This window comes from Paenibacillus sp. NRS-1782 (genome assembly GCF_050467685.1).
Classification (GTDB): Bacteria; Bacillota; Bacilli; order Paenibacillales; family Paenibacillaceae; genus Paenibacillus; species Paenibacillus terrae_A.
Genome location: NZ_JBITPH010000086.1, coordinates 1 through 24,505 on the forward strand (window position 1 = coordinate 1; position 24,505 = coordinate 24,505).

Annotated in this window: 24 protein-coding genes and 1 other annotated feature; of the genes, 13 read left to right on the forward strand and 11 right to left on the reverse strand. The window is 45.3% G+C overall.

Features of this window, described 5'->3' with window-relative positions; all coding sequences use genetic code 11:
- Positions 1–35: 35 nt before the first annotated feature.
- The gene (locus ACIFQM_RS24095; RefSeq protein ID WP_430040887.1) at positions 36–1,661 is read right to left on the reverse strand and encodes a nucleoside hydrolase-like domain-containing protein; all 1,626 of its coding nucleotides are present in this window, start codon (positions 1,659–1,661) and stop codon (positions 36–38) included.
- A 214-nt stretch (positions 1,662–1,875) separates the two neighbouring features.
- Positions 1,876–2,961, reverse strand: a complete 1,086-nt coding sequence (locus ACIFQM_RS24100; RefSeq protein ID WP_430040888.1) for a bifunctional 3-deoxy-7-phosphoheptulonate synthase/chorismate mutase — start codon at positions 2,959–2,961, stop codon at positions 1,876–1,878.
- An 86-nt stretch (positions 2,962–3,047) separates the two neighbouring features.
- Positions 3,048–3,318 (reverse strand) — a binding site (T-box leader).
- Positions 3,319–3,479: 161 nt separating this feature from the next.
- Here ACIFQM_RS24100 and ACIFQM_RS24105 point away from each other — a divergent pair.
- Together ACIFQM_RS24105 and ACIFQM_RS24110 are read left to right on the forward strand one after the other, a co-directional pair.
- Positions 3,480–4,340 carry a carbon-nitrogen hydrolase family protein gene (locus ACIFQM_RS24105; protein WP_430040889.1) on the forward strand — a complete coding sequence of 287 codons (861 nt, stop codon included), beginning with the start codon at positions 3,480–3,482 and terminating at the stop codon, positions 4,338–4,340.
- Positions 4,341–4,356: 16 nt separating this feature from the next.
- On the forward strand, positions 4,357–5,028 hold the full coding sequence (locus ACIFQM_RS24110) for a GNAT family N-acetyltransferase (RefSeq protein ID WP_430040890.1): 672 nt from the start codon (positions 4,357–4,359) through the stop codon (positions 5,026–5,028).
- A 108-nt stretch (positions 5,029–5,136) separates the two neighbouring features.
- Here the strand turns inward: ACIFQM_RS24110 and ACIFQM_RS24115 are convergent, their stop codons facing one another.
- A complete protein-coding gene (locus ACIFQM_RS24115) occupies positions 5,137–5,322 on the reverse strand; it encodes a hypothetical protein (RefSeq protein WP_430040891.1) in 186 nt (61 codons plus the stop codon).
- An 8-nt stretch (positions 5,323–5,330) separates the two neighbouring features.
- On the reverse strand, positions 5,331–5,573 hold the full coding sequence (locus ACIFQM_RS24120; RefSeq protein ID WP_430040892.1) for a hypothetical protein: 243 nt from the start codon (positions 5,571–5,573) through the stop codon (positions 5,331–5,333).
- A 347-nt stretch (positions 5,574–5,920) separates the two neighbouring features.
- On the opposite strand from ACIFQM_RS24120, the gene ACIFQM_RS24125 reads away from it, so the two are divergent.
- Positions 5,921–7,810, forward strand: a complete 1,890-nt coding sequence (locus ACIFQM_RS24125; protein WP_430040893.1) for an ATP-binding protein — start codon at positions 5,921–5,923, stop codon at positions 7,808–7,810.
- Positions 7,811–7,907: 97 nt separating this feature from the next.
- Here the strand turns inward: ACIFQM_RS24125 and ACIFQM_RS24130 are convergent, their stop codons facing one another.
- Both ACIFQM_RS24130 and ACIFQM_RS24135 read right to left on the reverse strand, forming a co-directional pair.
- Positions 7,908–8,144 (reverse strand): NHLP leader peptide family RiPP precursor, encoded by a 237-nt coding sequence (locus ACIFQM_RS24130; protein WP_014280157.1) that lies wholly within the window; start codon positions 8,142–8,144, stop codon positions 7,908–7,910.
- A gap of 69 nt (positions 8,145–8,213) precedes the next feature.
- A complete protein-coding gene (locus tag ACIFQM_RS24135; RefSeq protein ID WP_430040894.1) occupies positions 8,214–9,155 on the reverse strand; it encodes a hypothetical protein in 942 nt (313 codons plus the stop codon).
- 190 nt (positions 9,156–9,345) lie between these two features.
- Between ACIFQM_RS24135 and ACIFQM_RS24140 the strand changes: the two genes are divergently transcribed.
- Together ACIFQM_RS24140 and ACIFQM_RS24145 are read left to right on the forward strand one after the other, a co-directional pair.
- Positions 9,346–9,816, forward strand: coding sequence for a hypothetical protein (locus ACIFQM_RS24140; protein ID WP_430066305.1), 471 nt, complete (start codon positions 9,346–9,348; stop codon positions 9,814–9,816).
- 235 nt (positions 9,817–10,051) lie between these two features.
- The gene (locus ACIFQM_RS24145) at positions 10,052–10,840 is read left to right on the forward strand and encodes a hypothetical protein (RefSeq protein ID WP_430040896.1); all 789 of its coding nucleotides are present in this window, start codon (positions 10,052–10,054) and stop codon (positions 10,838–10,840) included.
- A gap of 38 nt (positions 10,841–10,878) precedes the next feature.
- Here ACIFQM_RS24145 and ACIFQM_RS24150 read toward each other — a convergent pair whose 3' ends face one another.
- From ACIFQM_RS24150 to ACIFQM_RS24160, 3 genes are all read right to left on the reverse strand, one after another.
- Positions 10,879–11,355 carry a L,D-transpeptidase gene (locus ACIFQM_RS24150; RefSeq protein ID WP_430040897.1) on the reverse strand — a complete coding sequence of 159 codons (477 nt, stop codon included), beginning with the start codon at positions 11,353–11,355 and terminating at the stop codon, positions 10,879–10,881.
- Between the two features lie 225 nt (positions 11,356–11,580).
- Positions 11,581–12,027 carry an AbrB/MazE/SpoVT family DNA-binding domain-containing protein gene (locus ACIFQM_RS24155; RefSeq protein ID WP_430040898.1) on the reverse strand — a complete coding sequence of 149 codons (447 nt, stop codon included), beginning with the start codon at positions 12,025–12,027 and terminating at the stop codon, positions 11,581–11,583.
- A 67-nt stretch (positions 12,028–12,094) separates the two neighbouring features.
- Positions 12,095–12,358 carry an AbrB/MazE/SpoVT family DNA-binding domain-containing protein gene (locus ACIFQM_RS24160; RefSeq protein ID WP_430047185.1) on the reverse strand — a complete coding sequence of 88 codons (264 nt, stop codon included), beginning with the start codon at positions 12,356–12,358 and terminating at the stop codon, positions 12,095–12,097.
- A gap of 173 nt (positions 12,359–12,531) precedes the next feature.
- On the opposite strand from ACIFQM_RS24160, the gene ACIFQM_RS24165 reads away from it, so the two are divergent.
- The 3 genes from ACIFQM_RS24165 to ACIFQM_RS24175 all read left to right on the forward strand — a co-directional run bounded on the left by ACIFQM_RS24165 (position 12,532) and on the right by ACIFQM_RS24175 (position 15,329).
- Positions 12,532–13,929, forward strand: a complete 1,398-nt coding sequence (locus tag ACIFQM_RS24165) for a helix-turn-helix domain-containing protein (protein ID WP_430066307.1) — start codon at positions 12,532–12,534, stop codon at positions 13,927–13,929.
- Between the two features lie 235 nt (positions 13,930–14,164).
- Positions 14,165–14,362 carry a Spo0E family sporulation regulatory protein-aspartic acid phosphatase gene (locus ACIFQM_RS24170; protein WP_430040901.1) on the forward strand — a complete coding sequence of 66 codons (198 nt, stop codon included), beginning with the start codon at positions 14,165–14,167 and terminating at the stop codon, positions 14,360–14,362.
- 460 nt (positions 14,363–14,822) lie between these two features.
- Positions 14,823–15,329, forward strand: a complete 507-nt coding sequence (locus tag ACIFQM_RS24175) for a hypothetical protein (RefSeq protein WP_430040902.1) — start codon at positions 14,823–14,825, stop codon at positions 15,327–15,329.
- Between the two features lie 76 nt (positions 15,330–15,405).
- On the opposite strand, the gene ACIFQM_RS24180 is transcribed toward ACIFQM_RS24175, so the two are convergent.
- A complete protein-coding gene (locus ACIFQM_RS24180; RefSeq protein ID WP_430047187.1) occupies positions 15,406–16,632 on the reverse strand; it encodes an acyltransferase in 1,227 nt (408 codons plus the stop codon).
- A 198-nt stretch (positions 16,633–16,830) separates the two neighbouring features.
- Here ACIFQM_RS24180 and ACIFQM_RS24185 point away from each other — a divergent pair, with 198 nt between their 5' ends.
- The 5 genes from ACIFQM_RS24185 (at position 16,831) to ACIFQM_RS24205 (ending at position 23,446) form a co-directional block, all read left to right on the forward strand.
- A complete protein-coding gene (locus ACIFQM_RS24185; protein WP_430040904.1) occupies positions 16,831–17,838 on the forward strand; it encodes a substrate-binding domain-containing protein in 1,008 nt (335 codons plus the stop codon).
- Positions 17,819–19,897, forward strand: coding sequence for a cache domain-containing sensor histidine kinase (locus tag ACIFQM_RS24190; protein ID WP_430066309.1), 2,079 nt, complete (start codon positions 17,819–17,821; stop codon positions 19,895–19,897). The genes ACIFQM_RS24185 and ACIFQM_RS24190 overlap by 20 nt, the downstream gene beginning before the upstream one ends.
- The gene (locus tag ACIFQM_RS24195; RefSeq protein WP_430040909.1) at positions 19,857–21,092 is read left to right on the forward strand and encodes a response regulator; all 1,236 of its coding nucleotides are present in this window, start codon (positions 19,857–19,859) and stop codon (positions 21,090–21,092) included. Before ACIFQM_RS24190 ends, ACIFQM_RS24195 begins: the two co-directional genes overlap by 41 nt.
- A 96-nt stretch (positions 21,093–21,188) precedes the next feature.
- Entirely contained in the window at positions 21,189–22,481 is a 1,293-nt protein-coding gene (gene hcp, locus ACIFQM_RS24200; RefSeq protein WP_430040906.1) for a hydroxylamine reductase, read from the forward strand.
- Positions 22,482–22,723: 242 nt separating this feature from the next.
- On the forward strand, positions 22,724–23,446 hold the full coding sequence (locus ACIFQM_RS24205) for a hypothetical protein (RefSeq protein ID WP_430040907.1): 723 nt from the start codon (positions 22,724–22,726) through the stop codon (positions 23,444–23,446).
- 474 nt (positions 23,447–23,920) lie between these two features.
- On the opposite strand, the gene ACIFQM_RS24210 is transcribed toward ACIFQM_RS24205, so the two are convergent.
- Positions 23,921–24,268: a helix-turn-helix domain-containing protein gene (locus ACIFQM_RS24210; RefSeq protein WP_430040908.1), complete on the reverse strand. Its 348-nt coding sequence runs from the start codon at positions 24,266–24,268 to the stop codon at positions 23,921–23,923.
- Positions 24,269–24,505: the final 237 nt, after the last annotated feature.

Here is a 24,505-nt window from a genome sequence, read left to right on the forward strand (position 1 = left end):
TGGGTAGCCTCCTACTCGATTGGACGTTCCGTCCGTTATTTTACAGTTACAATCACACGTTGGTAATGTTTTAGCTGATGCTTTCCATTGTCTTGTACCTCTGCGATGATATGAATCGTATTTCCAGACTTGGCATCTGCGGGAACTGTAAAGCTTACCGTATTTGTATCGTTGCCTTGCAGGTCAATCGTATTTAATTTCTCACCCTTGGCGACCTCTCTATGAAGTCCAAGCTGCATGTTACCCAGCAATTCAGGCTTCACTTCCGCGGGTTTTACTTTAGAATCTTCATACGTATCGGCTTCAAAATATCTCCACCATTTGTAGGTTAATTGATCGCCGTCCGGGTCTGATCCTTCTGCATGCAGTGTTATTTTCTCTCCAGGACTAGCTGCTACATCTAATCCTTCTTTAATGCTTAAAGTTGGATTATGATTGGCATCTTTATAGTCCGATGCAATCGCCCAATCTGCACGAGCTGCAAAGTCATTTTGAATATCATCAAACCATCTCATCAGCGAATATTCCGCCTCGAATTTTTTCGTATACACATCATAGTCTAACACGGTATTTCTAAACAATTTATCGTTAACCACACCGAAACGACCGCCCCAGCCACCATAGGTTGGGTTTTCCATACTCCGCAGACCGTTATCAATCAGGTAGAAGAATGATGGAGAGTCTCCTTCAGAGATAAAATCATATTTATCATATTGTGGATTTTTCTTTAAATAAGCCTCACTGCCTCTTTGTTCTTCAGCCAATTCACCGGGAATCATTTTTCCATCGCCCATCAAAGCGTACATATCGAGCAATTTGCCGTGACCATTTTGGATATTTTTGAAGTTCCAATCCCCATGTAGCTTGCTGTTGACTTCTTCCGTGTGCATTTTCCAAGCATATGCAAAATGCCAGAAGTTAGATTGATCATTGATAATTCTGATGTTCGGCCAATTTTTTGCAATGTACTTATTGTAGCTGTCATCCTGATCCAAAATGATATAAAGAACGAGCTTATCGCTCACCTTTTTTTGGATATCAGCCCATTGAGCTGTATTTTTGTATTCGTCCTCAATGGATTTTAAAGCTCTGGCCGTCGTATTTGTGCCACCCCAGGTTTGTACATATAAATCTCTTTTGTCATTATCCAGGAAAAGATTTTTAAGGAAATTAGATCCTTCTGTTTCTTTGTCCATCTCACCTTTGTATGAAATATTGCCGATCTTGGTCACGCTTTTAATATATTCAGGCTTTGGATATCCTTCGGCTTGTTTCGTTAGATTAGGGTAAATTTCTCCATAAGCATCGATCATATCCGTTACCCATTGAGTTCCAGTCCATCTGAATGGCTTTATGCCTGCTTTTTCATCACCTGCATAATGGTACACGGAACTGGTCAGTACGATACCGGACAAGTCCATTTCATTAGAATAGAGGAGGAAGCGAATAACTGAATTCATATCATCGACTTCTCCATCGGTTGTAATAACGGTTCTAGCCTTCGTCGCTTTAGCTTCTACTTTATTGTCCACTTGTTCTTTGGCTGGAGCAGCTTTTTCATCCTTTGCAACAGCAGGAGCTTTTCCGCCGCTGCAACCGCTGATGACCAACATACATATCATACCTAATAGGAAAACGTTTAACCATTTTCTTTCTCTCATTTTCTTTTCCCCTTCCTGAACGTACACATGATGTTTTTTTAGGATTAAGACTGTATATACATGGATGGTTTTATATCTAGTTTTAGGTATAAAAAAACCTAAATACATTATGCGTCAAAAAGAAATTGAGCATACATGTATTTAGGTTTTGCCTGCATTATCAGTCACAATCCTGATTTGATATTACATCATAATCCGAGAAAATGAAAGCGATTTAGTTCACTTTGAACAAACCCGATTCTTTTACTTCGGACAGGAAGTTGTGGAATTCAGGAATATTCAGCTGTTGCTGGGCATCAGACAAAGCGACTGCCGGGTTCGGATGGACTTCCACCATGATCCCGTCAGCCCCAGCAGCAAGTGCGGCCTTGGCACAAGGAGCGAGGATGTCCTTACGTCCTGTAGAGTGGGTCACGTCGACCAGAACAGGCAGATGGCTTTCCTTTTTCAAAATCGGCACGGCGGAAATGTCCAGCGTGTTGCGAGTCCATTTCTCATACGTACGAATACCGCGTTCGATCAGCATGACTTGCGTATTGCCACGGGAAACGATGTATTCCGCGGCGTGCAGGAATTCTTCCATTGTAGCAGCAAGTCCGCGTTTGAGCAGGATCGGAGTTCTTGTTTCGCCGGCAGCCTTGAGCAGCTCGAAGTTATGCATGTTACGCGCACCAATTTGAATGATGTCGATGTATTGGATCGCTTCCTCCAAATGTCTTGGGTCGACGATTTCACTGATTGTAGCCAGTCCCAGCTCATCGCCTACACGTTTGAGAATTTGCAGACCCTCAATGCCCAGCCCTTGGAAATCATACGGAGACGTACGCGGCTTGAACGCGCCACCACGAAGAATCGGAACGCCTGCCTCTTTCAGAGCTTCCCCGACTTCACGGGTTTGCTGGTAGCTTTCCACCGAGCAGGGACCTGCAACCATAACGGAGGCTTTGCCACCAACGAGCGTGTCCTTCACCTTGATGACCGTGCTATCCGGCTGATTTTTGCGGCTGACGATCAGATGCTTTTTGTGTTCTTCTTTTTGGTAGTTCAGCGAAGCCTTGAAAATATTTTTGAACAGCTGGCGGATCGTAGCGTCGTCGAACGGTCCGCGGTTCGCGGCGATCAGCTTGTCCAGCATTTGCTGCTCGCGCACCGGATCAAAGTCAGGCACCCCTTGAGCTTCCTTTAATTGACCAAGTTGTCCAGCCAGTTCAGCACGCTGCGACAGCAGCTCCAGCAATTGCAGGTTGGTAGCATCGAGCTGTTCCCGCAGCAGCTCCAAAGAATTTTCATTTGTCGACATACATAACATCCTTTCACGAATAAAAATTGTTTTTTCTGTCAATCCATAGACCTTTTTTCAGAAAATAACACAAAAAGGCACTCGCCGCAAGGGACGAATGCCGTGGTACCACCCTAATTACAGAAGTATACATACAAGTCGTCAACGTCATTCTAGACGACAGTAGCAACCTCTGAGCTTGATGCCCGTAACGGGGGCTTCCGGAAACCTCTAATGCAGATAAGAAATGAATCTTATGCTGGTTCAAGGCTCGACTCGGGAGTGAATTTCAACGCGGGATTTCGGTACGCTCTCAGCAATACGTACCTTTCTGTGGAAATCCGGTAGACGTTTACTTATCTCCGTCCATGTCTTTGTTCATGTGATTCAAAAGAGTTGTCCTTATTTTAAACAAAGTAGGTGCAGAAGGCAAGACCTGTTTGTCAGGTTCGGTTCTCGCCCGGTTTTGAATCGGTTATAATGTGAACAGCAACGGGAATCCCTTGCCATCTAAAAGACGTTATGTACAAGGAGGAATTATGAGCAAAATCAGAGTATCGGCGGTTCAATACCATCTGCATACGATTGATTCGTTCGAGGAATTTGCCCTTCAATCGGAGCATTATATCAAAACAGCCGAGGAATTTGGTGCGGAATTTGTTCTGTTTCCCGAGTTTTTTACGACCCAGCTCATGTCGATTGGTGACCGTCAAGGCAAGGCACTGACCATTAACGACCTGCCGGATTTTACAGATCGCTATCTTGAATTATTCACTTCATTCGCCCGCCGGACGGGGATGCATATTATCGGTGGTACGCATGTGGTGCAGCGAAACGGACGTTTATATAATACGGCACACTTGTTTTACCCGGACGGACGTGTAGTCACTCAGGACAAAATTCACATCACACCCACTGAGGTGCACGAATGGAATATGGCTCCCGGCGAGGGGCTAAATGTGTTTGAGACATCCAAGGGTAAAATAGCGATGCTGACCTGCTATGATATTGAATTTCCCGAAATCGTACGCATGGCGAAGGCGAAGGGAGCAGATATCATTTTCTGTCCATCCTGTACGGATGATCGCCACGGTTTTTACCGGGTACGGTATACAAGCCACGCCAGAGCGGTTGAAAATCAGGTGTATGTAGTTTTGACAGGCACTGTAGGCGCTTTGCCTACGGTTGATTTTATGCGGGCCAACTATGGACAGGCGGCAGTCATTACACCAAATGATATTCCATTTCCGCCACGCGGCATTATGGTAGAAGGTGAGTTAAACAACGATATGATCGTCACCGCCGATCTGGATTTGCAGCTATTGTATGATGTGCGTGAGCGCGGATCAGTGACCACATGGCGTGACCGCCGTACGGATTTGTACACAGACTGGAGCTAACGAAAGGAAGGTCGTCATGTATCGCAAAGAATGGTTTGTCTTTGACGGAGATCGCCCGCTGCGGGCGGTCATCCGTAATTATTCCATAGCCGATTATGAGGGGCTGCTGCGTATTCAGCAGGAGAGCTTTCCGCCGCCCTATCCGCAGGAGCTATTGTGGAGCCGGGAGCAGATTGCCAGTCAGGTTGAGCATTTTGCAGACGGAGCGCTGTGTGTGGAAATTGAAGGGGAACTGGCGGGTTCGGTGACCAGCCTGCTGATGCATTATGATCCCGAGCATCCCCAGCATACATGGGAGGAAATTGCGGACGATGGTTATATTCGTACCCATCGTGAGGACGGTAACGCGCTGTATGTGATCGACTTGGCCGTTCGTCCCGCTTATCGTAGACTGGGGCTGGGCAAGTGGTTGATTTTCTCCTTATACCATCTTGTCATTGAGCGTGGAGTGGATCGTTTGCTGGGCGCGGGACGTATGCCCGGTTATCAGCATCATACAGACCAGTTAAGCGCAGAAGCGTATGTAGATGCAGTAGTATCCGGAGAGCTCAAGGACCCGGTGTTAACGTTCCTGCTTCGTTGCGGGCGGGTGCCTGTTGGTATCATGCCTGATTATCTGGATGATGAACAATCGCGTAATTATGCGGCCTTGATGGAATGGCGAAATCCGTTTCATACCGATCACTAAGTCACTACAACTCTACATAAAAAGGAGTATAGGGTGCCTCCGAGCAAGCCATTCATCAACTGTATGACTTGCGGAGACACCCTATTTACTTCCATATGTGTTCCCTGATCATGCCTGGTCGTTGGGTACAGGCTTTGCCGATGCGACGCCTCGCGGAATGTTTTCGACAAGATAGTGCTCGGTATCATCTGTATTGGACTTGTCCGCAGACCTGCGGTCATCCTCTTCCACAGGATTCAAGGCTTTGTAGCGTTTGTATGCCATATCTGCCTGAGACATGGGATCTTTATACATAACGGATCTCAACTCCTTTCGTCATTTTCATCCCCATCGGCACCATTCAGTAAATCCGTGCCATGTAGAAATTCCGCTGGAGCGGAAGGGTCAATGGGGCTGTCGGGGGAAAAATCATCGGCATCGGGAACGTTTTCCAGTGGAGTATCCGGTCCTTCGGTCAGGTTTTCCCAATTCTTTTCTGCATTTTGTAGGGAAGGCTCAAAATCGTTGTCATGAAGCTCATCATTTATATGATCTCGGTTTGCCATCGTACTCCAGCTCCTTTGTTCGTTTATTGCTTATTCCGACCTTACCCAAACGGCAGAACGATCAAACCTTGGGTTAGTGTGTGTGTACGAGGTTAAAATCATGCGAAATCGGGATGTTGCCATTCCCAATGAACGTTTTTTTCGGTAACTGCTATGATATGATAAGAGGACAGGAAATGATCATAATCAATAAGATTTGACAAAAAATGAGTGGAAAGAACATGATACCCTTCTTATGAAGAAGGTATGAACATCATCGTATAGAATAATATTATTCCAAGACGTTGAAAAATGATAAACAACATACATTTTTGTGAATCCTACTATGTAACTTTGAGGTGCTTAACATGAGGCTTGTGCCCAAAGCTGTCGCCGCCCTGCTGGCGGTCATTGTAATACTGTTGTCGATAGGCCTACCCACGTATGCGGCCAAAACGACCCCTGAAATGGAAACCCGGATATCCTCCTGGGATATGAGATGGGGAGTGGAAGGGGAGGATGGATCACTCGATGAGGTGCAGGACCCAAGCAAAGTTTGGATGCATATTAATGATGATTCAGCGTTGTTCAGGCAGCCCGCAAATACTGGCTCTGCCTGGATTCGCCTTCAGCTCCCAACGCTGAATGATGAAACGCCAGCGGTGCTTTTTGAAAATATTTATGGCAGACATATTACGCTGTATAAGGACGGCATCAATTTTTATGAGTCCTATCGCGGGTACAATTATGAAAATAATCGTATTCTGATCCCGCTTAAACCGGAAGACAGCGGTAAAACATTATACATATGGACGGAAAGCAGCAAGAATAGACTGGGCATTATGGGAAATGTGATGACTGGTGAATATCGTGATTTGCTGGGAACCTTGGTCAGAATGGATGTTCTGGATATCGTACTGGGCAGTACCTTTATATTTATAGCTCTGGTGCTGCTGATCTGCTCATTTTTTCTGTTCCGTCCAAGCATGGCAATGTGGCTGTCCCTCAGCGCAATCGTGCTGTCTATTGGTCTGATGATCGTGACGTATTCACCCTTCCTGTATACGTTCTATCGCAGCTACGGCAAGCTTTATTTACAGCTTTTTGATGTAGGGTTGTTTATTCTGCTACCCTCATTAGCTTACTTTTTTGAACAAAATATTAACTCGATCATACTGATTCGCAAATTTAGAAAAGTGCTGACATTTTACTCTTTATTTTGCTTTACAATGATGATTGTGAATTTAGGGGTACAGGAACGGTTAAACAATATATATTATTTTTTCAGTGTAACCATCCTGTGTGTTTTACTCGTGGCATTACTTGTATTGCTGGTATTTGCTTCGATTCGCATGGCGCTTAAGGGAGATCACGAAGCGATTATTTTATCCATAGGCTTTGCATTTTTCGCAGTCATTTCCATCGGTGAACTGACCTGGTTCTTCGTCAGGGACGGACACTACAATATGATTATGTGGAAATGGGGCGTATTCGGCTTTGTGCTGGCACTGATTGCGATTCTGGGCAGAAGACTGGCAGAGAAGCATAAGCAGGTGGTTCGGTATTCCAGAGAGCTAGAGATGTTCAATAATGAGCTCCAGCGTTCGGAGAAAATGGAGATTATTAGCGATCTGGCTGCATCTGTAGCTCATGAGGTACGCAATCCGCTTCAGGTTACTCGTGGATTTCTCCAGTTGATGAGCAAGCAGGAGGATGGAAAAAACAAAGACTATCTGCAAATCGCGCTGGAAGAGCTGGATCGTGCCTCCGGGATTATCACTGATTTTCTGACATTTGCCAAGCCTGAATTTGAGCAAACCAAAACCTTGTCCATCCTGGATGAATTTAAGCATATTGAAGGAATCATCAGTCCGATGGCTAATTTGCAAGGCGGCAAAATTTCTTTGGATATTCCCCAGGAAATCAAAGTGCGCGGGAATTCCTCCAAGTTCAAGCAGGCGTTCATCAACATTATTAAAAACAGCATTGAAGCCTTGCGAGATCAGGGTCATATTCATATATGGGCCTATGTGGAAAACGGAGAAGCTGTTATTCATATTCGGGATAATGGCGAAGGAATGGACGCGCAGACCTTGTCCAGACTGGGTGAGCCTTACTTTTCCAATAAGACCAAAGGCACAGGATTAGGTATGATGGTGACCTTTCGGATTATTGAAACGATGAACGGCAAAATTTCTTTTACAAGTGCAAAAGGGGTGGGAACAGAAGCGACCATCCGCTTCCCTGTAGCCGGATAATATCCGGCTTTTTGTGCTAGGGAAAATGGAAGGAAGCTTGCCGAACCCACCCGCATGGTGTGACGATTATAAAACCAGTAAGCCTACAAAAACAAATTTACCACATGGAGCGTGGTTTTTGAGATGAAGCGAGCACACCTGAAGGGTCTGGAGGGATGACCAGATAAAATTGATCGGGTGTTTCCTCTAATGTTTTGATTTGGATGTGATCGGGGATAACGACTCCTAACACATCACGGATTGCAGACTTGGGATCTGTCATCAGTTTTTCTCTAAAACTGGCATCCTCCCACGCTTTTTGAATGACCTGTGTTTGAAGAACTTCAGTAGCCACCAAAAATCACCCTCTCATTCAATTGGTTATATTTACCTAGTCAGTATACCACGAAAGACTCGTAAAAATCTAGCATTGTTTCATATTTTTGGAGAGCCAGAAATCCAGTCCGCCTCTTCGCAAATGTGAACGTCCGGCTTCAATTTCTGCCGCCTCTTCACCCAGCTCTTCTGCGATAGAACGTGTGAACATACGCAGTCCAGGGATGTCAGGCTCCAGATTTTCCAACTGCTGGACCGCTTGATCGGCAATACTCACGTAACTGGCAAGCGCCCCGCGTACATAAATCGCCTCCCGAATCTGCTCTGGTCCCAGTCCTTCGCGATAAGCCGTCTTCTGCTCGGCGCTGATGTGGGACAATAGGCAGTTGTAGCTATTTTCCTCCACGTCCTCCGCCCAGTCCGCCCAGTCATCCGACATTTGAAGTACAACCAGCGCTGTATCTGTCATGTCTGTAATGGCCTGGATCAGATCGGCCCGCCCAGCGAGCAGCAAAGCGCCCGTGCCAGCCATTTTTAACGGACTGGCTTTCAGCGCCACCTGATGTCGTTCCCCCTGAAAAAAGTCCTTTGCACCCTCAGATGTCACACTAACGGCCCATTCACCGATATACGTTCGGGCATACGTCCAAAAAGGAGAGGACGCCGGAAAAAGGTCCCGGTATATGTCCAAGCATTCGGTATAGAACAATTGGCTTAAAGCGAGTTGCGTTTTGCGGTTGTCTGCCGCTGTGTCCATCACATCGTCCTGAATCAAATAATGAGCCATGACGAACACGTTGCCGAGTGACAGCTTACGGCAAATTTCGGGAGCCAGCCCGGTGAGTTCCTGCAGCCAGAACGGAAGCAAGTAGCATATGTAGTTGCGCGTGCTGTCTTCCCTTAACGGATTAAAACGGGCCAGATAGTCCAAGCCCTGACTCTGAAATGGAGCAGGAAACGCGGCTGTCCGTTCTTCCGCTTGACGGAAAACAATTTCCAATTCATCTTTGTATGCAAAATACCATTCCATCGCTATCACCTGCATCTCTTATAGATAATTTTATAGCGATATCTAGTTGTTACCCGCCATTATAAAACAGATTGCAATTTTCAACATTTTGTTATTTTTACATTAAGAAATTTACGAGCATCTGTAGAGTGAATAAAAAAAGCAGAAAGAGAAAATATAGTAGAAAAAGGACGAAAGAAGGGTCTGCATCATGAAAAACCAATGGAAATTGACCACTGCTATTCTATATGGAGGGGTGATGATGTATGGGACTGCGGGGGCAGCCGGAGCTTCCGGTACTGAACCGGGCAACCCATTGCAAGCTCCTGCTCCCAACGCATCAAGCCAAGGACATGTTCATAGACATGGACACGGACATGGTAAAGGGCCAGGCGGCTGGAATTACCATCTGAACGAGAAAATCGCCAAGCTTCTGGGTATCACTCCTGCCCGGTTGGAGAATGAGCTGGGACAAGGCAAATCGTTGGCCGATATTGCTAAAAGCAAAGGGATCAAAGAGGAACAGCTCATTAACAAGCTGAAAAATGAAATGACCGTCGATCTGAAACGACTCGTGAACCGTAAAGGCCCGATTACATTCGACCGTAAGTCCGTGGCTCCACATGAAGCCCAATTGAAGCGGGAGCCAGGGACCCCCTCAACCTCGGTGAATGAAAACTAAGTTAAAATTCCCCTCTCCGTCAGAGTAAGGCAGCGGTTATGACTGCCCTCAGCAGATGATATCCTCCACATATCCGCCATGCTCCATCCAAAATTTATCTGTAAAATCCTTGAGGAAAGCAACAAAATTTCGATTTGATCGTCTATGTATATAGATATCATTTTAGGAAAGGATTGGAACAAATTGTGGCACTAAATATCTGTAGGTCAATACTTTTTTTAAAGGAGCTATTCCAATGAAGAATTTTAGAGCAAAATATGCTACTGCTTTCCTGTCGAGCATAGTGCTTGTGGGCAGCTTAAGTGGTATTTCTATGGCTAATGCAGGAACCCAAAATCCATCAGTATATCAGTCGATAGCAAAATTTAAAAAGAGCGAGAGCCAAGGCCAAGTGATTTGGAAAGAAAAGAATATTACGGTAACGGCGAAAAAAACAGAGCTAAAAAATGTACCAGGCTCTGAAAAAAGCGTTATTACATCCATAACGATCCAAAAAGGGGAAAAGGTCTACACAATCAAAACAGATGGTTTTGATGATAAGCTGCGTGATATATCGAGTATTTCAGTATCACCTTCAAATGATTGGCTCGCTATACAAACACGACGTAGCGCAGGGGAGACGGTGCTGCTAATAGATATGAAAAATGGAAAGCATATAATATTAAATGACCATTTAAGCGCTGCTGGCAAGAAAAATATTGAAACAATAAATTCCTATAATTGGTCACCAAAAGCAGATCAACTGGCTTTCTCATACGGAGATCCTGCCAGAAGCTCCATAGCCATTTACGATTCCCCCAAAGGTACGTTTACTTTTTTACCTAGAGAAACAGATTACATTAGTACAAGTTTGATTTTATGGAATAAAAATGGGGATCAATTGAACTATATAAGTGAACATCCATCCGATCAAAAAAGACTGTATACGTACTCTATGATCACTAAAAAAGTGAAGACTGTTAAAAAAATAAGTGAAAAAGAATTTCAACAATGGTTAAAGCTTGATAAATACCAAGTAAATTGACAAGCAAGAAGGGCGGGATTTGCTCCCGCCCTGTTTTTTTAAACCTCGGAAATTGTAATTTTTCCGGAACTTCCGTTTGCCTCCAAGATTTGAATCAGTGCCTGCTGATTACTATTCGAGAGTCGGATACAGCCATAGGTTGGGCGTAATGGATACCAAGTGGCAGAAGAGCTTGGAGCAGGATCTCCACCATGGATCATAATCTCATCCCGACCGTTCTGTGCAGCAATTAAGAAATTCCCACTGACTGCTTCATTTAGCCATACACGTTTGTAGGGACCGTAAGAATACTCCGAAGAACCCTTAGCATAAACTTTACATTTGGCTACACCAGTAGGAATATCTGCATTTTTACGCTTCCAGTTGGTATGGTCGCCACCGTTCGCTTCATCATTTGACCCGCGACCCAAAGCTTCGACAGGACCAAATACCAGTGTACCGTTGTCGTTGTATACTTTCAGAATACCTTTATAATCCCGATTAGCCGGAAAATTAGCAAGAATGTGAAAACCCATTGTTAGACGCCTCCAATTGTTTTATTGAGAGTGAATTTGATGGAGTAGCAAACACCAGAACGGCTCCACATTCTTTTGTGGTGTTTGTATCAATTTCGCTCTTCACTTAGATAGGCAATTTGGCGTCGATAAATACAACGAGTCATTCGTATTTTTTTAAGTTTTCTAAAAAATTACTTGCACGGTTCATATCACCCTTAAAATGTGGATAATGCTGAGCGATGCCTATAACAGCTTTTTAAGCTGTGAAATACGGCCTTGTGACACGCCAAGCCATTTGGCATAGTCGCCTTGCTTGGCTGTAGGATGCTCTCTCATGAGTCCTCGTAGTTGTGCAGCCAATTCTTTTGAAGACGACCGATTTGCTCTTTTTTCTTTGTACGGTTTCTTAACAACAGGAACAGGTATTGGACTCACACCTATGTTACCTTTCAGGTCGTGTATACATTTCTTACATAAAAATGAACCTCTGAAATAGGTTAAAGACTCAACCGCATTGCACAAGTTGCAGGCGACTCCAACATACTTGCGCATACTCAAAAATCCAGTTTCAACATCTACATAAAATTCTAAAGGATCGCCAACATCAATACCCATAATGGTTCGCATTTCCTTAGGAACAACAATCCGGCCTAACGTATCCAAGGGACGTGTCATACCTGTATTTTTCAAGTGATCTTCTCCTTTTATTTTCTTAACTGTCACCTGTCTGATCAAACAATATTTGGTATGAGCTGACTTACACGGGCTTTGGATGACTCTTGAGCACATATCTACAGCTTGTACATATAAGAGAACCCTTAAAGTAACTTAATTCTTCGGTAGATTGACAAAACTTACAAGACTGACCAATGTATTTTTTTAGGGATAGGATACCTTTTTCTTCATCTGTGAAAAATTCTATAGCATCATTTGCGCAAATATCACAGGTTATGAGTATTTCTTTGGGAATTACGAGTCTACCAAAAGCTTCTAAATTCCTTGTCATTTTTACAGCCATCATCCAATACTCTCCTATTAAAAAGATAAAAAGCAATAAAATAATAGTATTTATTTTTGTGCCAAAAGATGGTATTGTCATGGATAGACAAAATGATAGATTTTACTATACATTCCCAAACTATAATTTTTTTTGAAATTGGAATCCTATGAAAAAGCTGAAAGGGTGGTTTATCCATGGAAATCACACCTACGATACGAGCAGAAATTCAAACCTATCTAAAACGAAAAGGCTTAACTATGACCGAGTTTGGTCGCATTATTGATTTAAATGTAGGTACAGTTAGTAGCATTGTGACGGGCAATCGTTCTATTTCTGTTCACCAATTGGATTGCATTACTGCGGGCATGAATTTACCACTGGATTATTTTTACGAACGTTACATTGAAGAGTGTATTGAAGAATCTCCACTCAACTGGAAAAAGATCTGTCCCTTCCTATACCGATGCATTGAGCTAGGGCGACTGGACTGCTTGCAGCGAGTTGTAGTTCTGTTGTTGGATAACCCTACTTATCCGCCGTCGCTCTTTGATGTTGCAGAAAATGTGTACAAAGACGGCTACAATGAAGCAGCGGCATACCTGTACAAGAAGGTGGCTGAAAGTGAGAAGCACCAGCATTCAGAGCGATTGGCGATCTGCCAGTATCGCCTGTTCCAAATCAATATCGGGCATGATAGAACTGTCAATCTTCAAGCTGCCACCGAATTTGCCCCTTTTGTTGATCGCTTGGACGAGATAGAGCAATTAGATGCTTTAAAAGATTTAGCAAACGTGTACAGATCATTAAGCCTGTGGGACAAGGTTCAAGAATTTGCACACCGAATGGGTCGAATGGGACAGCTCCAATATAATTGGGCTCACAACTCCAAGCGAAAAGGGACAAAGCCACGAAAAAAGCTAAGTAGGCCGCTGTTTGTATACATAGCTTACGCAGAACTTCTGTGTGCTACTGCTTGCGATGCAAAAGGAGATCATGAACAGGCATTAAAACACATTCGTCGTTATACCGATCTAAGTTGGGTGAAGGAGAAGGACCCTGATACGCTTTATTGGAAGAAGCAATATCAGCAATGGGCGAAAATTAATACTTACGTAAACAGACTTATGTCTGGAGATGTTAGCGTCCTGTCGGATTACGTGGAGTACATAGCTGGTGAAAAAGAGATTTTTGCCGAGCTACTGAACGTCCTTGAAGTAGCCAACCGATACAATGTGAATGTGGACCATATTCTACAGCGTTTTGAGTCTCAAATTGCAGCTTATCAGGAACCGTCTTCTTCTGACATGTATACACAACAAGTTTTACCGGAAGAATACGTACGGTTTTGGTACAAAATGGCTAAGTACAGCCTAAATAAAGGTAGATATCCATATGGTTTCAATTGTTTAATAAACGCTTTTGAAAAAGCTGTTACAATTAATCATGCACTACTTATTGCCAATTGTGTTGGATTATTTTTTCATTTCAAAACACATGCGGCTCCTGAAACACAGGCTCAGTTCCAATCTATTTATGAGGAGGTGTGGGAAAAAAATGATCAAAAGGACGGTTTTCTTCTTGATGGTAACTAGCTTATTTCTGGTATTCACAGTACCAGTGCAAGCAGGGAACCCAAGCTATGGAATAATCCAAACTAATGGACACATTGGTGGATCTTGATCCAATTAATCATCTTCATATTCATTACAATAGACCAGCTTATTGCTGGTCTTTTTCTGGATTATTTTGTAATTTCTTGGCTCAAAAAAAGATATGAAGTATTTGTTCATTACCTCCTAAAATGAGATTCACTAGGAGGTATGCAGGATGAACAGGGATGAAACGTTAACGTTAATTCAACAGATGGAATACGCCAGACAACACTTGCATGATCTTTACGAAGAGTATGGCTTCGGACACGCTTGTGTACTTGAGCAGTCTATGCTTTTGGATGAACTGATTAATCAGTACAACCGTATGTTTCACCAGAAATCTACCTCACTATGGTTAGATCCAAAACATTGACAACGACGATGCTATATTCAGTCCATCCCCCCATTCCTTTTATTGAAAACAGTGACTTCTCCCACATAACGTTTTTCATTATTCTATATAATGACTAATTTAAAAATAAAATACATGTACATACACATGTAATAATATGTTATTGAATTGGGGAGATACACACTTTGTATAGCGATGGGTACGATTGTCCAAATTCCTATTGAAAAATGACAACAAATTTATAATGTAAAATAAGACATATAATTGTAGAAAGTATAGCTGCTAAATGATATTGCTGTACTTTTGGAAATTCTTTATTAGTCATATAGCATAATTGGAGCTTATACATACTGGGAGTTGATTAATAAAGACCATTCCTGTCTTGGAAAGAGGTGGTCACTTATTATTCATTCCATTTAATTAGAGTGAGTTGAAATCAGTTTAGGTACAACACAATTTCATGAGAGAGAAGGCTAGGAATATGAGAAGGATTAAAAAAGCTTCATTATTATCTGTTATGTCTTTAGCCGTTGCCATTCCATTAACTGCTTCTGCCGCAGCTACGACCGATCTAGCCCCAGCTACATCAGACTCAGTACAAGTGACTCAGTCTGCAAATGAATCAACAGCTGTGAATACGCCAAAAACGGGAGATCATGTTATTACTCCTCAGGAAACCAAATCGGTGGTCAATAGAACTCTTCGTAATACAGAGCTTACAGAGGATTTTGAAATTCCTTCAAGATATGGATATGTTAAGGTGTGGATACGTAATGACGGCAACCAACCAATTAAGTTTTCCGTAAATCAAGGTTCACCATCAGGTACGCAGAAGCTTTCTGGAACTGTAAAACCTGGCCAGACTTATAGTGAAGTTAGCTCGAATGCTTGGTCTACCGGTAAGTTTTATGTAAGCCTTACCTCAGGTAATGATTACATGTCTGGTGAACTCGCAGTTCGTATAGGTACTTCACGGGGAGAATTATAATTATCTCATAGTTGTATTGAAGATGGATCAGGTCGGCCAAGTGTCGGCCTTTTTTAGTGTTGTAGCATCTCTTTTTCTATGAGCCAAGCTCCTGCGTGCCTTTGGAAGTGCGCTTGGAGGAAAGCGGCTGAAACCGAAACGGCCAGGTCAAGCGCTGTTTGCCTTTGGAGCCGACTATCCAGTTGCCTCCCGGCAGATGGGCGAACAGCCAGCTAATGCCGAGAGACACGCTTGCCACGACGACAAACGTAAGCAGTGTTGCCGTAAAATGATGATCGCCCAATGAAAGCGGGCGGGTGAAGTAGGATATGAAGGCCAGCACGAGCGCATGAGCCAGATATCCCCCGAAGGAATAACGTCCGATCCAGTTCAGTATGCGGCGGAACGGCTCGGAGCGCTGGTCTTTTTGCAAATGGAGCAGCAGTCCATATAACAAAAGCAACTGTGAGACAATCAGCACAAAGGTACTTGGCTTGAGATAGGTGGAAATATTCAGATTCATCGTATCGCCCGACTGGATCAGCATCGTGTGACCCATGAGCATGAACAGACCAATAAAGACAAATACATTCCACGGCAACGTCTGCTTAGCCAGTCCCCGCCACGTGTCCGTCATATAGGCACATACCGCGCCCAGCATAAAATAGAAAAAGTACATGACAAAGTTGTAGGTGCGGTAATCCAGCAGAGTCTGCCAAAGGGAAGGTAACCTGGTGCTCCACGCAGACATGTCATAGTAGGACCATTGCAGGAGCAGAGCATAGGCCGCCGCTGCTGTCAGCATTACAATCAGAACGAGCTGTTTGCGTTTTTTGGTGCTGTAGCGACGGAGGAACGTTTGTACATGCCCGGCTGCTTTTGCAAATAAGGGAAACAAAATATAAAACTGAAAAATCATCACCACAAACCATAGATGATATCCGCTGACAGGTATAATCATTTCCTCGAACATGCCCTTGTAAAAATAAATATTTCCCCACTGTGCCGTTGACCAGTTCTGGTTACATATCCAATACAGGATCGTCCAGCAGAGAAATGGAACATAAATATCCCGAAACCGCCTGCCTATGTAACGAGGATAGCTAATGGGTTTATTGCCGTTATAAAAAAGCAGCGCCGCAGACAGGAAAACGAATGTCGGTGTGCCAAAGCGTGTCAAATGATACAGCATCGCGAGCATAACGGAATCCGGCTGCTGGATATCGCTGCGGTAAATATATTCACCAATGCAATGCTGAAGCACGACAGCGAGGTAGGCAAGACCCCGCAGTTCTGTCCACTCCGCGATACGCGGCTTGCTCATCCCTATCACTCCTTTTCCCAAAGAAATCGTATACCTTCTTCATAATACAATTTAGGTATTGTAACGCAGAAACATTAGTGCAGGATTAACACTACCTGAAAGTTGGAGGAGTGGAGGTAGTTCCCATTTGATATGATTGCGTTTACAATCTAAGTAAATTCACAACTTTGGGATAGGTACAGAAGGGGGGGAGGAAGGATGAAAAAAACACTGCTGGTATATATTTTGCTGATTGCGGCCTTTGCTTTGTATGTGTTCAGGTACGAACAATCCGGGCCGTTGAACGGAACCTGGGAGGAAAAAGGGCTACGCGGCAGCATTGGAGAAACGTATATCATGATTACGTTCCAGTCCGGTTTGGAGTATTGGAAAAGCGGGCTTAAGGGCTTTGAGGATGCCGGGGATGCGATGGGTGTGACCGTCGAGTATCGGGGGGCTACCCGTTATGATGCGCAGGAGCAGACGACCGTGATCGAGCAGGCGATTGCCCGGAAGCCCGCAGGGATTGCGATTTCCGCGATTGATCCACACTCGCTGATCCCGGCGATTAATAAGGCACTGGACGCGGGCATCCCTGTGGTGCTGTTCGATGCAGGGGCGCCGGGCAGCCGGGCGTATTCTTTTTTGGGGACGGACAATTACAAGGCGGGTGTGACTGCTGCGGACAAAATGGCAGAGCTGCTGGGACGGGAAGGCGAAGTCGCTGTTCTGACGTTACCCGGTCAGCAAAATCATGAGGAGCGTTCCCGTGGCTTTCGTGACACCATTCAGCGACAATATCCTGCCATGAAGGTGGTGGAAGTGGCAGATGGACGCGGTGACGCGATGGTATCCCGGGATGAGTCGCTGCGGCTGATGAAGGCGTATCCGAAGCTGGCGGGGATTTTTGTGACTGAGGCGACGGGAGGAACAGGTGTCGGTGAGGCGGTATTGAGCCAACAGAGCCGTCGTCCGCTGAAAATTATTTCTTTTGATACGAATAAAGCGACTCTGGATATGATCCGTGGAGGGACGATCTCGGCAACCATTGCTCAGGGAACGTGGAATATGGGCTATTGGTCGCTTCAATATCTGTTCCATCTGCATCATCATTTGACGATTCCCGCTCCTTCCTCCTCCGGTGACAACGCCCCGCTGCCCGTACGGGTGGACACAGGAATATCCGTCGTCACACGGGCGAATGTAGATGATTATTATGCAAAATGATAATCAGCGGAGATGGAAGCGTATACGCGCATGGTTGGATCAAAGGATGCAGCGTTTGCGCTTGCGCAATATGCCTTTGCGGTATCAGCTTATGCTGTTATTCCTGTTATTTGGCATCGTACCGTCACTGGGATTGGGCCTGCTGGTCAACTGGACGGTGGAACGAATTATTGAGCGGCAGGTGGAAAACCATACAATGCAGCTCATTGGCAAGGTAAATGAGGCATTGGATACCAAAATGGAAAATTTGCAGAACATGACGTATTTGATTGGCTTTAACCCGGATATCGGGGAGTTCTGGCAAGGACGGACGCTCGCTGATGGTCACACGGGTACAGGAGCGCAGTCGGTTGCGCAGGAGAAACAACAGGGGGAACGGGCACAGGATACGCTGTATGGGATGAAGCAATTTTTGCAGGGCTTTACCACGTTATATCCCGAGATTGCGGGTATTCTGATCGTGAACGAACACGGCGACTATATGAGTAACGAAATGTATGCTCGAAGCACGCGCAGCCTGACCCAAGAAGACTGGTATAAACAGGCGGTGCAGCATGCAGGTATTTTTACTGTACTGGGACAGCCGAGCCATCGTAATGTGACGACTCATGTTCAGTACAAGGATAGCGAAATCGTGTCTGTCGTCCGGTCGGTGACGGATTCGCAGACTGGACGTGTGCTGGGCGTGATTATGATTGATCTCAAGCTACGGGCCGTGTCGCAGGCTGCCAGAGATGTAACTCTAGGCAAAACAGGATATTTAATGGTGACAGATGCCAAGGGACGTAGCGTGTATATGCCGGATATGCCGCTGATCAAGCGTATTCCCCCGGAATGGTTTGGGGCTGGTGACAACGGGATGTTTACTCGTGAAGCTGGAGGAAGGGAATTGCTGTTCATGTTCCGGGCTTCCGAGTTTACGGGCTGGAGAACGGTGGGTGTATTTCCGGCGCGGGAATCAACACTGGAGGTACGACAAATTCAATTTTACGTCGTTTCCTTTGTCTTCATTGTATGTCTGTTCGGATTGACGGCATCCTTAAGGCTGTCGCGTTCGATTGCACAGCCGATTTTCCGGCTGATGTCCTATATGCGGACAGCAGAGACGGGGGACCTTACGGTTCGCCAATGGAGTGACCGCGGGGATGAAATCGGGATGCTCGGCAGGAGCTTCAACCGGATGCTGGCGAAAATTCGCCGTTTGATGTCGCTTAGCGAGCTAAGGGAGCGCCAGAAGCGGGATGCCGAGCTGCGTAGCCTACAGGAGCATATTAAGCCTCATTTTTTGTACAATACTTTAGATACGATTCATTGGATGGCTCGTAAAAACGGGGCAGATGACGTATCCGACATGGTGGGGGCGCTATCCAGATTGTTTCGTCTCGGGTTGAGTAAGGGGGATGACTTTATTCCGCTACGCAGCGAAATGGAGCATATATCAAGCTATATGCAAATTCAGCAAACCCGGTATCGTGACAGACTTCGCTGGGAATTAAGCGTACCCGAGGAATTAGGGGAGCTGTTCGTGTTGAAGCTCATGCTTCAGCCTGTGGTGGAAAACGCCATTTATCATGGCATTAAGGCCAGACGCGGACCCGGCACGATTGGGGTAGAGGCGCGGATTGAGGGAGATAAGCTGCTGCTGACGGTACGTGATAATGGTGCAGGGATGACGGTGGAACGGCTGCGGGAGCTGCGGCATTTGCTGGAAGCACCGCTGGACTCGATGGATGGACAACAGAAGCCAAGTGGAGCCAGTGTGAATGCGAACGGCAGGAGCTATGGCATGCTGAATGTACAGGCGCGTATACGGCTATCTTTTGGTGAGGAATATGGAATTGTATTGGACAGTGAAGAGGGGGCAGGCACCTGCGTTACGATCATTCATCCGTTGCTGCGGGATATGACACAATGGACGAAGCCTCATGATAAAGGAGCGGATCAGGATGATGAAATCACACACCATCGGCACCTGGACAACGACGAGTCTGACGGACAAGACCCTAACGGAAGTGACGATGATGACGGCAAAACGTTACCAGGTACTGATCGCAGATGATGAGCCGATCATTCGTGAGGGCATACGAGATTGCGTAGACTGGACGGCTCTCGGCATGGAGGTTGCGGGTGAGGCGGAGGATGGCGAAGAAGCGCTGGAGCTGGCGGTACAGCTTGGCATCGACATTTTGCTGGTTGATATGAATATGCCGTTCATGGACGGCATTGAGCTGATCCGGCGGCTGCGGGAAGAACGCCCGGAATGTCGTTGTCTGATCATTTCCGGTCATGATGAATTTGCGTATGCGCAGGAGGCTGTCCGACTTGGCGTGGAGGATTATATATTGAAGCCGGTCGATGCGGAGCAGCTTCACGCTGCGTTGTCGCGGCTCGGCGGGCGGCTGGACGAAGAGCGTAAGCGTGCCGCCTATGTAGAACAGGCCGCCGGGCAGATTGAGCGGAATATTCCGCTGCTGCGCCAGCGCTTTTGCCTGGAATGGCTGGAAGGGCAGAACACGGGAAAGGACGTGATGGAGCAACTGGCGTTTTTACGTCTTCCATCCCGTTCACCCGTTCAGATCGGCGTGGTGCGGTGGCCTGCGGCAGAGGCTCGGCAAACGATTATGCGCGAGAATGATCGCCAGCTGTTTCTTTTTGCCGCTGAAAATATCATTGGCGAGCTGCTGGAGGGCCTGCCGCATGTGTTGTTCCGCGATGCAAACGGGCTGATCGGCATGTGCTTGTGGCAGGAGGCACCCGAAGCCATCGGCGCAACGATGGAGCAGGCTATTGGTCGCTACCTTAACATAGCGGTTCATACGCATGTGGAACGAAATGCCGGGGGCTTGGCAGGTGCGGTTGATGCGTTTCAAGCCTGTCGTGATCGTGTGTACGGCGAATCGCAGCTGTCTCCACTCGTACGCCGGGCACGACAGCTTATTCAGGAAGGCTTTGCAGACCGGGGGCTGACACTGGAATCCCTCGCCTCGCGTTTACAGGTATCTGCCGTGTATCTCAGCCGTGTGCTCAAAAAAGAGCTAAACGACAGCTTCGTGACCCTCGTCACGCGCGCCCGTATCCGCAAGGCGGTGCAACTGCTGGATTCTACCACGCTGTCTATCTATGATATAGCAGAACGTACGGGATACGACAGTCAGCACTATTTTAGCACCGCTTTTAAAAAGACCATGGGTGTTTCCCCTGTTCAGTATCGCAAAGGCGGTGGAATGGCTGTGATCGCGTCGGATCAGGAGTGAGCTGAAAAATGTGTGTGTAATCACACCTGTGCGCTTAGGGGTCTGTTACGCTGTGGATAACGAACAAATACCTATCCATATTTGGAGGAAAACGATATGTTTTGTTATCAGTGTGAACAGACGCCGAGTGGCGGATGTACCGTAGTTGGAGTGTGCGGCAAGAATGAAACGATAGCGAGCTTGCAGGATACGATGATTTTTGCGTTAAAAGGCATTGCGGCCTATGCGACACATGCTCGTCAGTTGGGCTATAGCGATCCAGAGGTGGATCGTATTACGCACGAAGCGTTATATATGACCTTAACCAATTCCAACTTTAATGTACAAGAGCATTTGGACATGGCGATGAAGGTCGGAAATGCAGCCGTACGGATTATGGATGTGCTGGATCATGCGCATACGGATCGTTTTGGCATACCACAGCCGATTACTGTCAGCCAGAATAAAATTGAAGGCCAATGTATCGTCGTGACCGGACATAATCTGTATGCGCTGGAGGAATTGCTGCGGCAGACCGAAGGTAAGGGCATCAACATCTATACCCACTCGGAAATGCTGCCTGCCCACGGTTATCCGGCGTTGAAGAAATATGCACATCTGAAAGGCAATATCGGCAAAGCCTGGTACGATCAGCGCAGACTGTTCGAGGAATTTCCGGGCGCGATTCTCGCCACGACGAACTGCGTCATGCCGATTAAAGGCACGTATGCAGATCGGTTTTTCTCTTATGAAGTAGCCGGGCTGGAGGGCGTCGCCAAGATTACGGACGACGACTTTGCACCGTTGATCGAGCGCGCGCTGGCACTGCCACCCGCAGATGTAGAATCTGAGCAGGTGCTTACGACGGGATATCATCACGAGACGGTTATCGGACTCGCTCCCGAGATTATTCAGGCGGTTAAAGACGGACATATTCGCCGCTTTTTCGTTATTGCTGGCTGTGACGCACCAGGCAAAGGCGGCAACTATTACCGAGAGCTGGCCACTTCCCTGCCGAACGACACCGTTATTTTAACCACGTCCTGTGGGAAATTCCGCTTTAATGACGTGGACTATGGCACCGTGGGGGACACGGGAATTCCGCGTTATATGGATCTGGGGCAATGCAACAATTCCGGTTCTACGGTGAAAATCGCTCTGGCGTTAGCGGATGCTTTTGGATGTACGGTGAATGAGCTGCCTGTCAGCATTGTGTTGTCCTGGTTTGAGCAAAAAGCTGTTGCCATCCTGCTAGGCTTGTTCAGCCTTGGCATTCAGGATATCCGCATCGGGCCGAAGCCGCCCGAATTTATTTCTTCTGGCGTGCTGGATGTGCTGGTAGAGCTGTTTGGCTTAAAGCTGATTACTACGGCAGAGGAAGATATGCAAGCAATGCTGGCGTTGTCGTAGAGGGCGAAAAATGGTTGCAACTCCAACAGAAGTCGTGTTATTGCCCGGCTTCTTTTATTTGCATATTTTTGTGGTAAGTCATAAAATGACATGATTATCGGATGTTCAACAATTTATTACATTAATTTCGTGGAACATATTGGTACTAATGGACTATTTCATCATGTGGATAATAATGGTTAAATGAGTATGTGTTGAATACAAGGTGTTCACACAGAAAAATTAAAGGAGATTGAAAAAAAATGAAAAAGAGAATTATTGCAGGTATGCTGGCAAGTAGTATGTTGGTACCCACAATGGCTTTTGCAGATGAGGCTATAAATATAAATAATAGTTCTTCTAACAACTTATCAAGTGGATTAATGGACAGTGTTTATAACAAAGATGAGATTGCTAAAAGGCTCAACAACGCGATTATAGAGCTGAATGAAGCAAAGAAGTCAAATGAAGGAGCTCTTCGTTTTGATCAAGAATTATTGACTGATGAGTATGCAGCTAAAATCAAGAATTATAGCGATGAAGATTTGAAACAATACCTTTCTCAATTTTTTGTAGATAAATCTGCAATTGAAACCAAGCTGGTCAATATCAAAACGATACCTGAGAATGACAGCATCATAAAACCAAATTACAAGACATACAATAAGAGGGAAGCTGAAGTATGGACCGGTGTCCCATCGTTAGGTTGGTGTTATGTGCATATTCAGTACAACATTTTAATCGGGGACTCAAGTGATGGAAGAAAGTACGATGGCTTATTTATGAGAGGGAAAGTGCTTACCAGTTGGCAAACGGGCATAGCTGTCGCAAACAACTGGAAACATCTTGATGGAGATGTTAGGGCTCTCGGGAATAGCGCTGATATCACAGCCAGAGGCTTATTAACATGGGGGATTAAAGGTACACCACTCAGTTATTCTCAGGACATTACAGTATTATTTGAGGACAGCATACACAATTATTAATAAACCTTTACGGCAGGTGATTCATGAATTTTCTCAAAACCAAAAAGTATTGGATTTTAGCATTTCTAATTATGATGGCCTCATTCATATACCCTTCGACATATGAACCTCAAGGATCGAGTAGCCCCGAATCAGGAAGCCCTTTCAACGAGTATAGTTATGGGTTGCTGTTTCCCTTTCTGACTTTACGTACAGCTCAGGTTGTAACAGGTAGTCAAAATGTATTTAGAATGGGTATAGAGGCCGAAAACTACTTCTTTGGTATGGGTGACTTTCTGGGTTCTTTTGTATTCTGCTTTGTACTTTCATACTTAATTATAAAGCTGTATAACAAAATCTTTAAATGAGCATTATTCTCGATCATTTTATGTAAACTTTTTCAAAGAATCCCCCCTCCTTGGGGGGATTTCGTGTACCTGGAGTAAGTAATCACCGATCTGACACCCAGTGAATGCGAACGTAGCTACTTATGGGTTAATGCTCATCAATTCTTGCAAATATGTCCGTAAGAATCTTCAATGCCAGCTCAGTATCTTTGGATTCACGCGTTCTTAGCAGAGTCAAAATGGTTTTTATACTCGAATCTTCTTCGGCAAGCTCATCATTTTCCTTTACATATGTAAGCAACTGATAAACGCCCACGTTCAATGCCTTCGCTATTTTCTCCAGATTTTTCAAAGATATATTTCTCTCTGCGCGTTCAATAAAACCGATATAGCTCGAATTGAAGCCTGCTTTTTCGGCTAAAGCTTCTTGGGAAAGCCCTTTGGACTTCCGAATATCCCGAATGCGTGTGCCGACTAAATCTAAAAGTTCAGACATGATTACACCTCTCTATAGTAAGGATTTCACAAAATTCGATTCCAGTCGCTCCAAAGTGCAATATATAGACGAACCAGACCCTTTCAATCTATATATTATTTATTGGAAGTCGCTTATTGGATTTTTGCAAAATCTTCTAGTTAGAAGTGTAGAGAAAGAGTTACTTCTAATTAATAACTGTTAATAAGTAAATTGAATTAAAAACTACTATATAGTAACACGTCTGTTGATTAACCA

What these genes read in the sequence shown, in the direction of transcription:
- ACIFQM_RS24095 (WP_430040887.1), bottom strand. Translation starts at nt 1,661, where the DNA reads ATGAGAGAAAGAAAATGGTTAAACGTTTTCCTATTAGGTATGATATGT.
- ACIFQM_RS24100 (WP_430040888.1), bottom strand. Translation starts at nt 2,961, where the DNA reads ATGTCGACAAATGAAAATTCTTTGGAGCTGCTGCGGGAACAGCTCGAT.
- ACIFQM_RS24105 (WP_430040889.1), top strand. Translation starts at nt 3,480, where the DNA reads ATGAGCAAAATCAGAGTATCGGCGGTTCAATACCATCTGCATACGATT.
- ACIFQM_RS24110 (WP_430040890.1), top strand. Translation starts at nt 4,357, where the DNA reads ATGTATCGCAAAGAATGGTTTGTCTTTGACGGAGATCGCCCGCTGCGG.
- ACIFQM_RS24115 (WP_430040891.1), bottom strand. Translation starts at nt 5,322, where the DNA reads ATGTATAAAGATCCCATGTCTCAGGCAGATATGGCATACAAACGCTAC.
- ACIFQM_RS24120 (WP_430040892.1), bottom strand. Translation starts at nt 5,573, where the DNA reads ATGGCAAACCGAGATCATATAAATGATGAGCTTCATGACAACGATTTT.
- ACIFQM_RS24125 (WP_430040893.1), top strand. Translation starts at nt 5,921, where the DNA reads ATGAGGCTTGTGCCCAAAGCTGTCGCCGCCCTGCTGGCGGTCATTGTA.
- ACIFQM_RS24135 (WP_430040894.1), bottom strand. Translation starts at nt 9,155, where the DNA reads ATGGAATGGTATTTTGCATACAAAGATGAATTGGAAATTGTTTTCCGT.
- ACIFQM_RS24140 (WP_430066305.1), top strand. Translation starts at nt 9,346, where the DNA reads ATGAAAAACCAATGGAAATTGACCACTGCTATTCTATATGGAGGGGTG.
- ACIFQM_RS24145 (WP_430040896.1), top strand. Translation starts at nt 10,052, where the DNA reads ATGAAGAATTTTAGAGCAAAATATGCTACTGCTTTCCTGTCGAGCATA.
- ACIFQM_RS24150 (WP_430040897.1), bottom strand. Translation starts at nt 11,355, where the DNA reads ATGGGTTTTCACATTCTTGCTAATTTTCCGGCTAATCGGGATTATAAA.
- ACIFQM_RS24160 (WP_430047185.1), bottom strand. Translation starts at nt 12,358, where the DNA reads ATGATGGCTGTAAAAATGACAAGGAATTTAGAAGCTTTTGGTAGACTC.
- ACIFQM_RS24165 (WP_430066307.1), top strand. Translation starts at nt 12,532, where the DNA reads ATGGAAATCACACCTACGATACGAGCAGAAATTCAAACCTATCTAAAA.
- ACIFQM_RS24170 (WP_430040901.1), top strand. Translation starts at nt 14,165, where the DNA reads ATGAACAGGGATGAAACGTTAACGTTAATTCAACAGATGGAATACGCC.
- ACIFQM_RS24175 (WP_430040902.1), top strand. Translation starts at nt 14,823, where the DNA reads ATGAGAAGGATTAAAAAAGCTTCATTATTATCTGTTATGTCTTTAGCC.
- ACIFQM_RS24180 (WP_430047187.1), bottom strand. Translation starts at nt 16,632, where the DNA reads ATGAGCAAGCCGCGTATCGCGGAGTGGACAGAACTGCGGGGTCTTGCC.
- ACIFQM_RS24185 (WP_430040904.1), top strand. Translation starts at nt 16,831, where the DNA reads ATGAAAAAAACACTGCTGGTATATATTTTGCTGATTGCGGCCTTTGCT.
- ACIFQM_RS24190 (WP_430066309.1), top strand. Translation starts at nt 17,819, where the DNA reads ATGATTATTATGCAAAATGATAATCAGCGGAGATGGAAGCGTATACGC.
- ACIFQM_RS24195 (WP_430040909.1), top strand. Translation starts at nt 19,857, where the DNA reads ATGATGACGGCAAAACGTTACCAGGTACTGATCGCAGATGATGAGCCG.
- hcp (WP_430040906.1), top strand. Translation starts at nt 21,189, where the DNA reads ATGTTTTGTTATCAGTGTGAACAGACGCCGAGTGGCGGATGTACCGTA.
- ACIFQM_RS24205 (WP_430040907.1), top strand. Translation starts at nt 22,724, where the DNA reads ATGAAAAAGAGAATTATTGCAGGTATGCTGGCAAGTAGTATGTTGGTA.
- ACIFQM_RS24210 (WP_430040908.1), bottom strand. Translation starts at nt 24,268, where the DNA reads ATGTCTGAACTTTTAGATTTAGTCGGCACACGCATTCGGGATATTCGG.